Source organism: Mesorhizobium amorphae (assembly GCF_014843845.1).
GTDB lineage: Bacteria > Pseudomonadota > Alphaproteobacteria > Rhizobiales > Rhizobiaceae > Mesorhizobium > Mesorhizobium amorphae_A.
The window spans coordinates 281,551-296,831 of the sequence record NZ_JHQS01000015.1; the positions used below are offsets into that span (position 1 = coordinate 281,551).

13 protein-coding genes are annotated in these 15,281 nt (G+C 64.0%); 9 read left to right on the plus strand and 4 right to left on the minus strand.

The features are described from left to right. Positions 1-26: 26 nt before the first annotated feature. Positions 27-3,413, minus strand: coding sequence for a YhdP family protein (locus DH08_RS09110; protein ID WP_192178989.1), 3,387 nt, complete (start codon positions 3,411-3,413; stop codon positions 27-29). A 96-nt stretch (positions 3,414-3,509) separates the two neighbouring features. Between DH08_RS09110 and DH08_RS09115 the strand changes: the two genes are divergently transcribed. Next, a complete protein-coding gene (locus DH08_RS09115; protein ID WP_192178990.1) occupies positions 3,510-3,977 on the plus strand; it encodes a peroxiredoxin in 468 nt (155 codons plus the stop codon). Between the two features lie 131 nt (positions 3,978-4,108). Here DH08_RS09115 and DH08_RS09120 read toward each other — a convergent pair whose 3' ends face one another. Then, positions 4,109-4,468, minus strand: coding sequence for a hypothetical protein (locus DH08_RS09120; RefSeq protein WP_246800745.1), 360 nt, complete (start codon positions 4,466-4,468; stop codon positions 4,109-4,111). Between the two features lie 137 nt (positions 4,469-4,605). Here DH08_RS09120 and DH08_RS09125 point away from each other — a divergent pair, with 137 nt between their 5' ends. Continuing rightward, positions 4,606-5,748: a putative sugar O-methyltransferase gene (locus tag DH08_RS09125; RefSeq protein WP_192178991.1), complete on the plus strand. Its 1,143-nt coding sequence runs from the start codon at positions 4,606-4,608 to the stop codon at positions 5,746-5,748. 296 nt (positions 5,749-6,044) lie between these two features. Then, on the plus strand, positions 6,045-7,337 hold the full coding sequence (locus DH08_RS09130) for a peptidoglycan DD-metalloendopeptidase family protein (RefSeq protein ID WP_192178992.1): 1,293 nt from the start codon (positions 6,045-6,047) through the stop codon (positions 7,335-7,337). Between the two features lie 18 nt (positions 7,338-7,355). On the opposite strand, the gene DH08_RS09135 is transcribed toward DH08_RS09130, so the two are convergent. Together DH08_RS09135 and DH08_RS09140 are read right to left on the minus strand one after the other, a co-directional pair. Next, entirely contained in the window at positions 7,356-8,516 is a 1,161-nt protein-coding gene (locus DH08_RS09135; RefSeq protein ID WP_246800746.1) for a M20 metallopeptidase family protein, read from the minus strand. 70 nt (positions 8,517-8,586) lie between these two features. After that, positions 8,587-9,765, minus strand: a complete 1,179-nt coding sequence (locus DH08_RS09140; protein WP_192178994.1) for a M24 family metallopeptidase — start codon at positions 9,763-9,765, stop codon at positions 8,587-8,589. A gap of 237 nt (positions 9,766-10,002) precedes the next feature. Here DH08_RS09140 and DH08_RS09145 point away from each other — a divergent pair, with 237 nt between their 5' ends. From DH08_RS09145 to DH08_RS09170, 6 genes are all read left to right on the plus strand, one after another. Further along, positions 10,003-11,439, plus strand: a complete 1,437-nt coding sequence (locus DH08_RS09145) for an FAD-binding oxidoreductase (RefSeq protein ID WP_210328581.1) — start codon at positions 10,003-10,005, stop codon at positions 11,437-11,439. Further along, positions 11,436-12,179 (plus strand): FadR/GntR family transcriptional regulator, encoded by a 744-nt coding sequence (locus DH08_RS09150; RefSeq protein ID WP_006204455.1) that lies wholly within the window; start codon positions 11,436-11,438, stop codon positions 12,177-12,179. The genes DH08_RS09145 and DH08_RS09150 overlap by 4 nt, the downstream gene beginning before the upstream one ends. Positions 12,180-12,181: 2 nt before the next feature. Then, entirely contained in the window at positions 12,182-12,619 is a 438-nt protein-coding gene (locus DH08_RS09155) for a VOC family protein (protein ID WP_192178995.1), read from the plus strand. An 89-nt stretch (positions 12,620-12,708) separates the two neighbouring features. Then, the gene (locus tag DH08_RS09160) at positions 12,709-13,737 is read left to right on the plus strand and encodes an ABC transporter substrate-binding protein (RefSeq protein ID WP_192179066.1); all 1,029 of its coding nucleotides are present in this window, start codon (positions 12,709-12,711) and stop codon (positions 13,735-13,737) included. Next, the gene (locus tag DH08_RS09165; protein ID WP_192178996.1) at positions 13,737-14,510 is read left to right on the plus strand and encodes an ABC transporter ATP-binding protein; all 774 of its coding nucleotides are present in this window, start codon (positions 13,737-13,739) and stop codon (positions 14,508-14,510) included. The genes DH08_RS09160 and DH08_RS09165 overlap by 1 nt, the downstream gene beginning before the upstream one ends. Then, a complete protein-coding gene (locus tag DH08_RS09170; protein WP_192178997.1) occupies positions 14,507-15,262 on the plus strand; it encodes an ABC transporter permease in 756 nt (251 codons plus the stop codon). The genes DH08_RS09165 and DH08_RS09170 overlap by 4 nt, the downstream gene beginning before the upstream one ends. Positions 15,263-15,281 lie beyond the last annotated feature (19 nt).

The window sequence follows — 15,281 nt, forward strand, 5'->3', positions numbered from 1 at the left end:
GTCGCTCACACTGATTGGGTTTGACCTCAGCGGTACTCGAAGATCGACCTGAATATGCCAGGCGCGATCACCGACAGCGGGTTGATGTCCAGAACCGGCTTGTTGGCGTTGCCCTTGAGCCGGTAGGTGACGCCGATCAGGCCGCGGTCCCTGCCATTGCCGAGCAGCGGGCCGAACAGCGGCAGTTCGCCGAAGATGCGGTTGAGGCCGTAGACCGGCATGAAGGTGCCGGTCATGTCCATATTGTTGCTCTGGTCATAGAGCGTGCCCTGGAAGGTGGTGCCGATGCGCGGGCCGCGCAGCACGCCGTTCGCCAGTTTCAGATAGCCGGCGCCCTTGTCGATCTCGGCGAAGCCGCGCTCGAACTTGACCCGCGACGTATCGATGTCGGCCTTGACCGCCTGGCTCAAATTGCGGCTGTCACCGGCCGGTGTCGTCGACACGATCGAGGCAAGCTTCGGCTCGTTGACGATGAAGAAGTTGCTGGAATCGACCTGGCCCTTCATCGGCCCATCGCTTGTGCCAGCCATCGACAGCGTGATCGAGCCGCCTTCCATGTGCTCGTAGATGTTGAGGAAGCGCAGGATCGCGCCGGCGTCCGCCGACTTCATGTTGAGCATGCGCTGGCCGTCGCCGGCCGTGTTGCTGATGGTGATCGCGGCGCCCGAACTCGCGGTTGCGCTCACCTTCAGCCCGTTCACCCTGGAACCGGCGGCGCTGTAGTCCAGCTTCAAATTGGACAGCACCTCGTCATGGAATCCGGTCAGGGAATTGACGTCGGCGCTGACCGAAATCGCATCGGAGCCGGTGGTCTTGGTGGCGGTGTCGACGTCGGAAGTGAACTGCTTGATCAGCGAGCGGGCGTCGAGTGCCTCGCCGCTGACATCGACCGCGTAGCTCTTGCCCGATCGCTTGACCGACACGGCGACATCGTCGCCCCTGTTCAGCGCGACCTTGCTGAAGCGGGCCGACGACAGGCCGCCGTTGACCAGCGTCACGTCGCCATCGACGGAAAAACTCTTTCCGTCGAGGTCGAAATCGGACAGCGTCGTGGTGCTGCCCGACTTCGCCATGACGAAGGTGACTTTGGCCGGAACGCCCGCGCCCTTGCTCCAGCCTGCCCAGGGAATGTCCAGCCTGGCATTGGTGAGGTCAGCCGAGACGTTCTGGTCGCCGCCCTCGCTCTTGTCGATCGCCACCTTTATGGTTCCCGAAAGCAGCGGCGACAGGCCAGGCATGGCGGCAGCGCGTATCTTGTCGTCGAGCACCAATGCGACCTTGCGGCTGCGCGGAGGGCCACCGTCCTTGAGCGGTTCGACGAGGTCAAGCTCGGCCGGGATGCCGTTGAGCCGCGCCTTGGCGGAGATCACCGCCTGATCGGGCCCGACCGTGATCGAACCGTCGGCCTCGGTTACCGTCTGGTCCTCGAACGGCTTGGCGAGCGACAGATCCGTGTAGTCGAGCGATACCAGCCAATCGAGTTTCGAGGTGTCGACACCAGACTGCAGCGGAATGTCCGCCTTGACGTGGCCGGTCATTTCGCCGGACAGGTCCTCCGGCACGAGACCGACATGGCGCATGGCGTTGATCGGCTCGTAGGAAGCGAGCTCGGCGATCGCCGGCGCCTCGCCGGCGACGTCGATATCGAGCGCGCCGATCACCGGCGGGCGATTGGCTTGCTTGACCGTCAGCGTGCCGTTGCTGGCCGCCACGGTGCGGCCGCTCGGCATGAAGACGCTGCCGGAGGTGAGCGCGACGTCGACGTCGTTGCCATGGAACGAAACCTCGCCCACGGCATCGCGGATCGGCGGAATGCGGCCGGCGGTGTCGAAGCGCGACCCTTCGATCTGGAAGCGGCCGAACACCTCATCGGCGGAAAGCGGAACGCCGTTGCCAAGGCGATCCGGCACGACCTGGAATCCCACGCTGGCATTGACGACGCGGCCGCCAAACAGATTGTTCAGCACCCAGAGGCGGGCGTTGCGGGCGGAGAACCAGGGCCACAATTGCTTGACATGCGAGACCGGCATGTCGTGGACGTTGAGGGAGACGGATATGCCCGGCGCCTTGCCGTCGACAAAGGTGACCGCGGCCGTGCCCATGACCTCGCTCGAGCCGCCCGACCGGACCCCGATCTGCTCGGCGAGGAGCTTGTGGCTTTTGGTCTGATAGACGCCGGCAACGCGCGCGACGAAGTCGAGCGCCGGCTCCGGCGACTCGGAAGGCGCCAAAATCGAACGGTCGCTGGTCAGGTCGTAGCGGTAGGCCGGCTCTTCGCCCGCCGTGCCGGAGGCCGGCTTCGGTCCGATCGAACCAGCGAAGTCGAAGGTCGAGCGGCCGGTCTTGAGCAGCAGCCTGTCGACCTGGATCTTGTTCGAGCCGGAGATGAGCGTGGCATTGGCATCGACGTCGGCCGGAAGCAGGCCGCGCGTGCCGAGATCGAGCACGGCGCCGGCAAGCGACAGGGAAGCCACAAGCCGCGACGCGGTCTCGCCCGCTCCTTCCGATCCCGTCAATTTGAGCGCGACCGTGCCCAGCTTTCCGCCGGTGGCCGTGGCAGCACCTTTGGCCTCGGCCAACCCGACGCTGGCGTCCAGCGCGCTGACGCGCCGCGCCGCCGGATCGCGCGTGGCCGTGGCGGCGACGGTGAGCGCCCTGCCGTCGACATCGGCCGTGGCTGACAGCCGCATGCTGCCCCGCCCCGTCTGCAGAACCGAGGCGTCGGCGACGGTGACCCGCTTGACCGAGCCGGCGTCCGGCAGCACGAACTCGACATTCGAGAGGTCGATCTGGCGCATCGAATCCTCGCGCACCGCGTCGAGCGCGTGGTTGACGTTGGCGAACACCGCGTCGGCCAGCTTCTCCGGATCGACGAGCCCGTCTTCGTTGCGCAACGCCGCCGTCCAGTCGCCGCCGCCTGACGGCATCGCCGCCGCCACGATGTGCGCGTCGGAAATCCTGGCGCTGGTCAGCCGCACCTCGCCCGAAAGCAGCGGGATCAGCCTTATGCCGAAACGTACACGCCCGGCATCGGCCATCGGCTTGCCATCGGCGGTCTTCAACACGACGTCGCTCACCTGCAAGGCGATGAAGCTCGAGCCATCGAGCGTCAGTCGTGCCGGCCCGACCGCGACATCGACATCGAAGCCGGCCAGTTTCTCGATTGCCGTCTCGGCCTCGGCCCGAAGCCGTTCGGTGCCGAAGCCCGTCGCGCCGAGCACATAGACGCCGGCCGCGGCCAGCAGCACCAGCGCGCAAAGGCCGGCAACCAGCCTCCCAAGAATGCGAAAGCCGCGGCCGATCCTGGCGCGGCCAAGCGGCGGCACCTTGCACGCAGATGGAAAAGCCCCCAGGTCGGTGATCTCGTCACGCCTGAACCTGATCTTCTCGTGCTGCGGTTCTTCCTGATCCACGCAATATTCCGTTGTAGCGAACTCGATCGTGGACGAATCCCCGCTCGACACTATATCGATGCGGCTTGGCGCGTAACCGCAAACAAGGGCACCGATATGGCTGATCTCGACCTGGGCGACCATGCGCCGCAATTCGACCTTCCGCGCGACGGTGGCGGGTCGCTCAGCCTCGCCGCGTATTCCGGAAAGCCTGTTGTACTCTACTTCTACCCGCAGGACGACACCTCAAGCTGCACCACCGAGGCGATCAGCTTTTCGCAGCTGAAGCCGCAATTCGAGAAGGCCGGCGCGGTGGTGATCGGGCTGTCGCCGGACAGCATCAAGAAGCACGACAAGTTCAAGCAGAAATACGATCTGACCATCGACCTCGTCGCCGACGAGGAGCGCAAGGTGATCGAGGCCTACAATCTGTGGGTCGAAAAGACGATGTACGGCCGCAACTATATGGGCGTCGAGCGCGCGACGTTCCTGATCGGCAAGGACGGACGCATCGCCAGGATCTGGCGGAAGGTCCGGGTCAAGGGCCACGCCGAAGAGGTGCTCGAGGCGGTGCGCGCGCTTTGACACGCGGAGCCGTTGGCCGGTCCTGGCGTGCGGTGCTGTCGACGCTTCTGGCGCCGGCTGTGCGGGCGTGGCAGGCGGCAAAAGGAAGCCATGAGCAAGGCCTGCGCCCACACCGAAACGACGCGCTCCGTCTAGCCCCTGCCGAAGGTCGGCCAGGTCGGCAGGCGCTTCAGCCAGGCCAGGCGGTTGTCGCAGAACTTGTCGATCCCCTCGCCGGTAGCATCTTGTCCACGGCGGTAAGCGTGGCGGAACCGATGCGTCCGCCCTGGCCGACGCCGGCGACGGCGTCCCAATAGAACCGTCGGTAGACGGTGGCGATCTAGCCATCGCTGATCTTGGGCAGATCCGCCTTGCTGGCGTCCGCCTTCACGTAGCGGCGGAAGTGGCGTGACGCCCTTCATCGTGGCGCCGCTCGGGTCGACCTGATTGTCCAGCCATCCGCCCTTGGATTTCAGCACCAGCGCCAGCGCGCGGGAAAAGTTGCGATCCATGGATTGCGCCTCCCGCAATCGCAAGAGTTACGGCCGCGGCGCGGGTGTAGAATTATCGCTGTGCAGTGGCGCAGCCTGCAACTATTCAGGGCTGAGATTTTCGGTTAAGGGTCAGTTGGACTTATGGGGATACAGCAATGACAGAACAACCGCGGACGCTTTGGCAACGCTTCATGCTTGACCATTTCCGCACCCAGCCTCGGCTGAACAGCATCGGAGAGGTCGAACAACTTAAGCGAGAGGCCGAACCTCCCGTAGAGACTGCTCCCTACCGCACCACTTTCAGTGGCGAGACCACGCCCGATGACGCCGACCTGGTAAGGCGGATAGCCCGCTCCTTCCGTGCGGCGTGCGCCATGCACACCGATCCTGCCGGCTCATTCTGGAAGTCGATTGTCGAACAGAAGAAGGGCGACGTCTCTGCTGCGCTGATGAATGACGACATTGATCTGGCCACCAAGCTCCTGCGCGATCCATCCAGCACCACGTTCCACTATGGTTTCGACAATCTCGTGAGCGACTTCAGCGACGCGCTTAAGAATGGTGGGGATGCCATTCACAAGCAGCAGGGCGCCATTTTTCACATCAGGCTTGTTTATCTCGCCGAAGTCATCGGCGCGATAAGACTCGCAAACCCGGAAAGTGGGCCACGGGCCGCTCTTGACACCGACATACTGATCGACGGTATCGAAGGCATCATGGGTGGGGAGTTGTCGTTTCCCAATCCATTCCCGAACGAATTCGGCATCGTATCGAAGCGCGGCGTCGCCTCATACAGGGCCATCAACTCCCTCTACCAGGCCATTTTGCTTAAGCGATATGCCGCCGGAATGCCTTCCCCCTCCGTACTCGACATCGGCGGCGGTCTCGGCCGCACCGCGTACTACGCCCAAAGGTTCGGCTTTGAGAACTACACCCTCATCGACCTTCCGACGACAGGTGTTGCCCAGGCCTATTTTCTGGGCCGCACTCTTGGCGACGATCAGATCTCGCTGCATGGCGAAGAGCGGGCAGCCGTAAACATGCGCATCCCAGAATGGCTGCCGGAAGCCCCGCCGGTCGACATCGTCATCAACGTGGATTCGTTCACTGAAATGTCGAGGGGCAGTGCCGAGACATACATTCAATGGGCGAAGGAGAACGCCAAACTTCTGATCTCCATCAACCACGAAGCCAACCCATTCACCGCCCGCGAGCTGATGCTTGCCGCCGGGCTGTCGCCATCCCGAGAACGGTATTGGCTTCGGGATGGCTATGTCGTTGAGGTGGCTGAACTCTAGACGTTCACCGACCAGCACTTTTCGTACCATCCCAGGTCACGGTCAGTGTGTCCAGCGCCGAGGTTATGAGGTTGCCGGCAAGCTTCATGTCGCTGCCTTTGGTGACGGTCAGGATGCCGTCGAAGAATCACGTGGAAAAGGTTGCCGGTCGGCGCGATGGCCGCCGCGCTGGCGCGCCTCGTCTTAAAACGGTTACAACCCGTGAATTGCAAGACGTTGCGCCAAATCAACCGACCGTTAACCTTAATGATGTGTAATCGGGCTTGTCGTTGATGTCGTAACGAAAGCTTGGTCCCGTGAACCCAACCGGTCAGTCAGCGGTCTTCGGCAGGCGCAAAGAGCCCCACACAGTCATCATCGCCCGGGGCAACGAGATACGGCATTTCACCATCCGCCCCTGGCTTGCCGCCTTCATCGGCTCGGCGCTGGCGGCGATCGCCATCGGTTACCTCCTGGCGACCTCCTATCTGGTGCTGCGCGACGATCTGATCGGCGCCACCACTGCCCGCCAGGCACGCATGCAGCAGGCCTATGAGGACCGCATCTCGGCGCTTCGCGCCCAGGTCGACCGCATCACCAGCCGCCAGCTCCTCGACCAGCAGCTCATGGAAACCAAGGTCAGCGAACTTCTCGAGCGGCAGAGCCAGCTCAGCCAGCGCCATGGCCGGCTCGGCCCGATCCTCGAACGCGCCGAGAGCGAAGTCGGCACCGCGCCCGCCGCGGCGGACGCCGCCGCCAAGCCCGACGAACATGCCGACGTGACCGGCAGCATCGCCCAGCCGGCGGCCTATTCCGTGGCCAGCCTTACCACCAGTCCGGGCGCCGGCGACACCAGGCCGTTCTCGCTGTGGTCGACCCGCTCCGACCCGCTGCCCAGCGATTCGGCCGCCGACCGTGCCGACAGGCTGTTCGTGTCGATCAACCAGTCGCTCAAGGCCATCGAAACCGAACAGCTTACCCGCGTCGCCACGCTTGCCGACAACGCCTACAAGAGTGCCGATGCCATAACCCAGGCGCTGCAGGCGGCCGGGCTGCCGGTCGACAGCGACTTCGGCAAGAGCGATGCCGGTGGTCCGCTGATCCCGGTCGATGGCTCGATGATCTTCGACAGCAAGGTCAAGGAACTCGACGAGGCGCTGGATGCGCTTGACCATCTGAAGAAGGAAGCGCGCAAGCTGCCGCTCGCCAATCCCGCGCCCGGCCATTCCGTCACCAGCCCGTTCGGCGTGCGCACCGACCCGATCCTCGGCACCGCGGCGCTGCATTCGGGGATGGATTTCAGGGCCCCGATCGGCATGGCGGCCAAGGTCACTGCGCCCGGTGTCGTCGTCAAGGCCGGCTGGAACGGCGGCTATGGCCGCATGGTCGAGGTCGATCACGGCAACGGCTTTGCCACGCGTTACGGGCATCTCAGCGAAATCGACGTCACCGTCGGCCAGAAGCTCGCCGCCGGCGACATCATCGGCAAGACCGGCAGCAGCGGCCGCTCGACCGGCCCGCATCTGCATTATGAGGTCCGCCACAATGGCGAGGCGGTCGATCCGCTGCGTTTCCTGACCGTCGGCAAGAAGGTCGAGCAGTACCTCTAGGCCACCCTGTCCCGCGATTCACTGTGCGTCGAGATTTTCCCGCCGCGTCGACAGAAACATCGTCGCTGCCGAAGCCAGAGTGGCCGCGCCGACTTTCAAGGCAGCCTCGTCGACACGAAACCTGGCATGGTGGAGCGGAACGACCGATCCGACCGCTTCATTGCGGATCCCGAGCCGGAAATAGACCGACGGGCGTTTCTCGCTGTAGTAGCCAAAGTCGTCGGCGATGGTCCATCCGGGCGTGTTGAGAACATTGTCGGCCCCGACGCAGGCCTTGGCGCTGGCGACAACCAGCTCAGTCATCTCGACATCGTTGACGACCCCCGGCTCGCCCTTGTGGATGTCGATCTCAACACTCGCGCCGTGGCTCGCCGCCATCCCCTCGGCTATCGCACGAACGCGGCGCCAGGCCCGCTCGCGGGTGGCGTCGCTGCCGCTGCGGATGGTGCCTTTCAACGTGACCTTGCCGGCGATCACATTGTAGGCGCTGCCGCCGTTGATGGTGGTCACGGATATGACCAACGGGTCGTAGGGGTCGATCTCGCGCGCGACGATCTTCTGCAGTTCGGTGACCATCGAACAGGCGACGGCTATCGCATCGATACCTTCATAGGGTTTTGCGGCGTGCGCGGCGGAGCCCGTGACGACAACGTCGAAGGTATCGCAAGCCAGGGTGTACGGACCGGAACTGACGGCGATCTTGCCGGACTGCGTATATGGATCGACATGAACGCAGATGGTGGCGTCGATATCGTCAAGAAGCCCCTCTTCGACCACCCGTCTTCCGCCCGACGGTTCGTCTTCCTCGGCGGGCTGGAAGATGAGGCGCACGGTTCCGCCAAAATCATCCCTCGACCGATGAAGATGCGCGGCAACCGCAAAGCCCATCGATGCATGGGCATCGTGGCCACATGCATGCATCACGCCTGGATTTATCGACGCATAGTCGACACCGGATTCTTCCTCGATCGGCAAGGCATCGATGTCGGCGCGAATGACCAGCTTGCGATTTGAAGGCTTGCCGGTGCCGACAATATCGACGGCCAGACCGAAGCCCGCGACGTCGCGGATGCCATCAATCCCCTGACCAGCCAGCATCTGCCGCAGGTAACGCTGCGTGTTCACTTCCCGGTTCGAAAGCTCCGGATTGCGATGCAGATGCCGGCGGATCTCGATCATCCGGTCCAGAATCCCGGCATCGATATTGGCTAGGACGGGAGCCGCGGCACCGCCCGCTGCCCTCGAATCGTCAGGCTTTGACATGGATGTCTCGCGGGAACCTGGTCAGGGTCTCATTGCCGGTTTCGGTCACCAGGATGGTCTCGCTGATCTCGATGCCCCAACCGTCCATCCACATGCCAAGGATGGAATGCACGACGTTGCCGGGCTCAAGCACCGTCTTGTCGCCTGGCCTGAGGCTGATCGTGTGCTCGCCCCAATCCGGCGGGTAGGCGACGCCGATGGAATAGCCGATACGCGACTCCTTCCTCAGCCCGTAGCGTTGAATGACCTTGCGCCAGGCGGCTTCGACCGCCTCGGCGGTCGTTCCTGGCCTGACCGCATCGAGCACCGCGTCCATGCCCTCGATCACCGCCTTTGCCGTGTCTGAAACATTTGTCGGCGTTTTGCCGAGCTGCAGCGTTCTTGCAAGCCCGGCGGCATAGCGACGGCAGACCCCGGCGAGTTCCAGAGCAATCGTCTCGTTCTCCCCGAACCGCCTGTCGCTCCACATGATGTGCGGAGCGGAGGCATTTTCGCCACCGAGAATTGTCGGAGGCAAGGCCGTAATATCGCCCGCGAAATCCGGGCTGCCGGCGATCTGCGCCGCCTGGATGGAAGCAATCGCATCGCATTCGCGAACGTCCGGTGCAATAACCTCAAAGGCCCGCGCGACCGCCGCTTCGGCCAAGGTTGATGCCTTGCGCAAATAATCGATCTCTGGCGCCGATTTGACCGCGCGAATCCAATTCACCAGAAGATCAGCGTCATGCAACCTGGCGTTGGGCAGTCCCGCGACAAGCCGGGCATGCCCTTTCGGCGAGAAATAATAGGCTTCGAGCTCGATGCCGATGTGACGATTGCCCCAGCCCTTGGCGACGATCCAGGCTGCTATCCAGTCCATGGGATGGCGATCGCCGCGTTGGACATAGTCTTCCGGGAAGCCGACCACATTCTCGGGCTTCATCCAGGCTGTGAGGAGACCGCCGGCTGCATCCATGGCGCGGCCGATCCAGACCGGCTCGACCTCCTCGATCGTAACGAGCACCATTTGGGGCGTGTAGAATGACCAGCCGTCATAGCCGGTGATGTAATGCTGGTTGGCAACATCGTTCACGATCAGAAGTTCGATGCCGCGCCTTGCCATCTCGGTGCGGATCTTTCGAAGCCGCTGCTGGTATTCGTGGTGCGAAAACGGCAATTCGATCATCTTGTCCCCATGCCTTGCTGGATCAACGGTCGCGGGCGAGCCGCCGCTCACCATTGAAATGCTTTCGACCTGGCGGCAATCGGCCAAGACGGCGCATGAGCAGGTCCTAAACCCGATGCGCCCCGCGCCTTCCCTTTGCCGGCGTCTGCCCGTCTTTCTCGGAAGAGCCGTTGACTTGATTCAGTTGTAGGATGATATGTATCACCCTATGTCCAGACATCGTTGTCGGCCCCGTTCATGACCGTTCACCGCCTTTCGCCAAAAATCCTCAGCGCCATGGAAGGCGCTGTCGGGCAAGGTGGCATCGCCATCGACGCCGGCGACATGGCGAAATACCTTGGCGACTGGTCGGGCGATCACCATGGCGGTGCGCTTGCCGTGCTGAAGCCGGCTTCGGTCGCCGAGGTTCAGGCAGTGGTGCGGCTGTGCGCAGCACTTGGACTGGGCATCATCCCGCAAGGCGGCAACACTGGCCTGGTGGCGGGAGCGATCGACATCGAGGCCCGTGGCGCGGTGGTCGTCAGCCTGGAGCGGCTGAATGCCGTTCGTCTCGTCGACGCCGACAATTTCGTCCTGCAGGCCGATGCCGGCTGCGTCCTGCAGGCCATCAAGAACGCGAGCGAGGCGCATGACTGCCTGTTTCCGCTGGCGCTCGGCGCCCAGGGCAGTTGCCAGATCGGCGGCAACGCGGCGAGTAACGCCGGCGGCATCAATGTTCTGCGCTACGGCATGGCGCGCGATCTCATCCTCGGCCTCGAAGTCGTGCTGCCGGACGGTGAATTGTGGAGCGGCTTTTCCGGCTTGCGCAAGGACAATCGCGGCTACGATTTGAAGCAGCTTTTCATCGGCAGCGAGGGAACGCTCGGCATCATCACCGGCGTCGAACTGAAACTGTTTCCAAAACCTGTCCGGGTCGAAACGGCCTATCTCGGGCTTGCCTCGTTCGAAGCAGCCATCGCGCTGTTCCGGCAGGCCCGCCGGGCCTCGGCCGATCTGATGTCGGCTTTCGAGATCATCGGTTCGGAATGCATCGAACTGGCGCGCCTGATCGACGCCGATATTGCCTCGCCGGTCGAAGCTCCCGTCCATGTGCTGATCGAGCTGTCCGCAAGTGCCCCGGTCGATTTGCGCGCGCTGCTGGTCGACTTCCTGGCCGGCGCCATGGAGAGCGGTCTCGTTACCGAAGCGGTACTCGCCGAAAGCGGCGCGCAGGCCAAGGCGTTCTGGGCGATCCGCGAGGGGCTGGTCGAGGGCCAGGCAAAACGCGGTTACCATGTGCGCACCGACCTTGCGGTCAGGATATCGGACGTCCCGACTCTCGTCGATCAGGCTCGCCGCTTCGTTACGCTCGACCATCCCGGCTGGCTGTCGCAGGCTTACGGTCATGCCGGCGACGGCAACATCCATTTCAACGTGCTACCGCCAGCCGGCCTTGCCGAGCGCGAAGCCCGCGCCAGGGGTACGGACATCACTGCCGGGCTCTACCGGATCGCCGGTACGCTCGGCGGCTCGATCAGCGCCGAGCATGGCATCGGCCGCACCCGCACCCGCGCCTTCTGGGCTGGCCTGGCGCCCACCCATCGCCGGCTCATCACCGCGCTGAAGAATGCGCTCGACCCGCAAGGGCTAATGAACCCCGGCTGCCTTCTGCCTTTAACGGAGACCTCTTCATGAAGCAAAGACTGGCCGCCATCGGCACGGTGGAAGCGCTGCCTCACCGTGTCGCCGCCTTCCTCAGCCGCGAGATCGACTCCGGCGAACTCAATCCGGGCACCAGGCTGCCGACGGAGCAGCAGCTTTCAGAGAAATTCGGCGTCAGCCGCAACGTGGTGCGCGAAGCGATCGCCCAGCTCCGTGCCGACGGCATGATCGAGGCGCGGCAAGGCGTCGGCGCCTTCGTACTGGCGCCGGAGCAGCGCGCCTCGATCCGCATCGACGGCGAGGCACTGAAAGACACCGAGAATATGGAGCGGCTGTTCGAGCTGCGCTGCATCCTCGAGGCCGAGTCGGCAGCCCTTGCCGCCGAGCGGCGGGGACAGGAGCACCTCGACGCGATCAAGGCGGCGCTCGACCGGATGAGCGGCGAGGAGCGCTGGGAAGAAGGCAGCATCGACGCCGATCTGCTGTTCCATCGCGAGATCGCACGGGCCACCGGCAACAGCTACATCCACACCTTCATTTCCTTCGTTTGCGAGCAGATCCGCCGCTCGATCCACTACGCCCGCCTCACCAATCCGCTGCACGACCTGGTGGACGTCAATGTCGGCGAGCATGTGCGCATTTACGAGGCGCTGGTCGCCGGCGATCCCAAGGCCGCCGAGGCGGCAATGCGCGCCCATATTATCGGCGCCGCCGAGCGTGTCGGCGTCAAGCTGCCCGCGGCGCGCGCCAAGCACACCGGCAAAGGGAAATGACGATGCCGCTCGGAGGTGCATACGCGATTTCGGATGTCTGCCTGCTCGTCGAAGATATCGAGCGTACGGTTGATTTCTATGTCGAGAAGCTCGGCTTTCGGCTGCGCCGCCGCGCCGAAGGCTTTGCCGATTTCCATGGCGAGGGCGTCACACTTGCGGCGTGGGAGATCGACCACATCAGCCGCCACACCGGCGTTTCGAAACTCAAATCGCCGCGCCAGGCGCACAAGATCTGCGTGGCGGTGAGGCTCGATGCACCGGGAGATATCGACCGCCTGCATGGCGAGCTGAGCGCCAAGGGCGTGTCCTTCTACGGCCCTCCGCAAGACTATGTCTGGAACGCGCGCTGCGCCTACTTCACCGATCCCGACGACACGCTTTGGGAATTATACGCCTGGCTCGACGGCGGCCCCGGCGACTACCACGACGAACAGCCGTAGACGACGCCGCGCCGTGGGAGCGGCGCCTGAAGAAGAAACAAGAAGTCTTGCAACAGGAGCGACAAATGAGTGGGAACGGACAATACGATATGAACCGCCGCAGCTTCGTGAAAGCCGGTTTCGCCGGCCTTGCCGTCGCATCGGCCGGCATGCAGCTGGTGCTGACGCCGGGCGCCAGGGCGGCCGGCAAGGTCGTCATCCAATATGACTGGCTGATGTCGAATGGACAGATCGGCGACATCGCCGCCGTCGCCAACGGCTATTTCAAGGACGCGGGGCTGGAAGTGGAATTCAGCCCCGGAGGCCCCAATGCCGCGACCGTGCCGCCGGTCATTTCCGGTGCTGCCCAGCTCGGCCAGTTCTCCGAGACGCCGCAGCTCTATGCGGCACGCGCCAGCGGCGTGCCGGTCAAGATCATCGCCTGCGGCTTCCGCACCGGCCCCTATGCCTTCACCTCGAAGCCGGCCAAGCCGATCCGCGGCGTCGCCGATCTGAAGGGCAAGAAGATCGGCATCCAGCCGACGGCGCGCTTCGTCATCGACGAGATCCTGGCCAAGAACGGCATCGACCCGTCCGAGGTCACCATCGTCAATGTCGGCTTCGACAAGGCGCCGCTGGTGCGCGGCGACGTCGATGCCATCGGCGGCTGGATCACCAATACGCAGGCTCTGAGCGTCGTCGGCGACGACCGCATCGACCTGTTGGTGCGCGATCTCGGGCTGAGTTCCTATGCCGATGTCTATTTCGCCACCGATGCCGCCATCGAGAAGGATCCGGACACGCTGGCCAAGTTCATCGGCGCGGTCGCCAAGGGCTGGGGCTGGGTGCACGCCAATCCGCAGGAAGCGGTGAAGAAGATGGTCGCCGCCTATCCGGAAATGGACCTCGGCTGGGAAGAAAAGACCATCAATCTGGTGCTGAAGCTGTCCTTCGACGGGCAGACCGCCAAGGACGGCTGGGGAACGTTCGACCCAGCCTCGATCGAGGAGCAATTGGTGCTGCTGGACAAGGTCGGCCAATACCCGAACGGGCGGCCGGCCGCAGCCGACGTCTACACCACCAAGATCCTCGAACTCTCGGCCGCCGACCGGCCCAAGCTCGACGCGCCCGCCGCCTGATGGCGAACGCAATCGAGGCAAGCAGGCTGGATGTCGGCTACGGCGGCCGGCAGACGGCGGTGAAAGTGCTCTCCGGCCTCGACCTCACGGTCGCGGCCGGCTCCTTCCTGTCGATCCTCGGCCCGTCGGGCTGCGGCAAGTCGACCTTGCTCCGGGTGGTCGCCGACCTGCTCGATCCGCTCGGCGGCACGATCAGCGTGCTTGGCGACACGCCGCACGCGGTGCGCTCGCGCCGCGATGTCGGTTTCGTCTTCCAGGATTCGACCCTGCTGCCCTGGCGCACGGTTCGTGACAATGTCCGTCTGCCGCTCGGCGTCGGGCAAGGCAGCCTGACGCGCACGATCGAGGATCGCAGCGACGAATTGCTGGAGCTGATGGGGCTTGCCGGCTTTGGCGAGCGCCTGCCGCACCAATTGTCGGGCGGCCAGCGGCAGCGTGTGGCGATCGCCCGCGCGCTGCTGGGACAACCGAAGTTGCTTTTGATGGACGAGCCGTTCGGCGCGCTGGACGAAATCACCCGCGACCGCCTCAACGACGAATTGCTGGCGCTGTGGCGGCGGACCGGCACGACCATTCTCTTCGTCACCCATTCGATCGCCGAAGCCGCCTATCTCGGCGAGCGCGTCATCGTACTTGCCGCCAATCCCGGGCGGCTGGTCAAGGACCTGGACATGCGGCCGTTCAAACAGGACGGCAACCGCTGCTCACGCGAGGATCCCGCTGTTATCGCCGCCATGGCCGAATTGCGCGGCGCGCTGGAGCGGGCCTCATGAGACAGGCACCCCTGCCGCCAGCGCTGGCGATTGCGCTCCCCGTCCTGGGTGCAGCCTCGATTCTGCTCTCCTGGCAGTTCCTGCTGCCCTGGCTCGGCGTGCCGGCCTATATCGTGCCCACGCCGACGGCCATATTCGGGGTTTTCCGGAAGAGCCTTGCGCTGTTTATGAGCAATCTCTGGCCGACACTGGTCGAGGCGCTGGCCGGTTTCGTCATCGGCAACCTTGCGGGCGTGCTGCTGGCGGTGGTCTTCGTGCACAGCCGCGTGCTGCAGGCCGCATATTTTCCGATCGTGCTGTTCTTCAACACGATCCCGATCTTGGCGCTGTCGCCGATCATCATCCTGATCTTCGGGCTTGGCATGACGCCGAAGATCGTCATTGCCGCGGTGATCTGCTTCTTCCCGACCTTGGTCAACATGATCCGCGGGCTGGATTCGGCCAGCGACAGCGAGCACGAACTGTTCCGGGTGCTGTCGGCGACGCGCCGGGAGGTCTTCTGGAGCCTGCGCCTGCCGCGAGCCCTGCCGATGCTGTTCTCCTCGCTGCGGATCGCATCGGCCACCGCCGTCATCGGCGCCATCGTCGGCGAATGGATCGGCTCGGACAAGGGGCTCGGCGCGCTCATCATCCAGGCGAGCTTCAACTACCAGTCGGACCGCCTCTATGCGGCGATCGTGCTGTCGTCGTCGCTGTCGATCGCGCTGTTCGCAATCGTCGTGCTTGTTGAGCGCCGCGTCATAAAATATTGAAAGTTCTGCCGATTTTCTC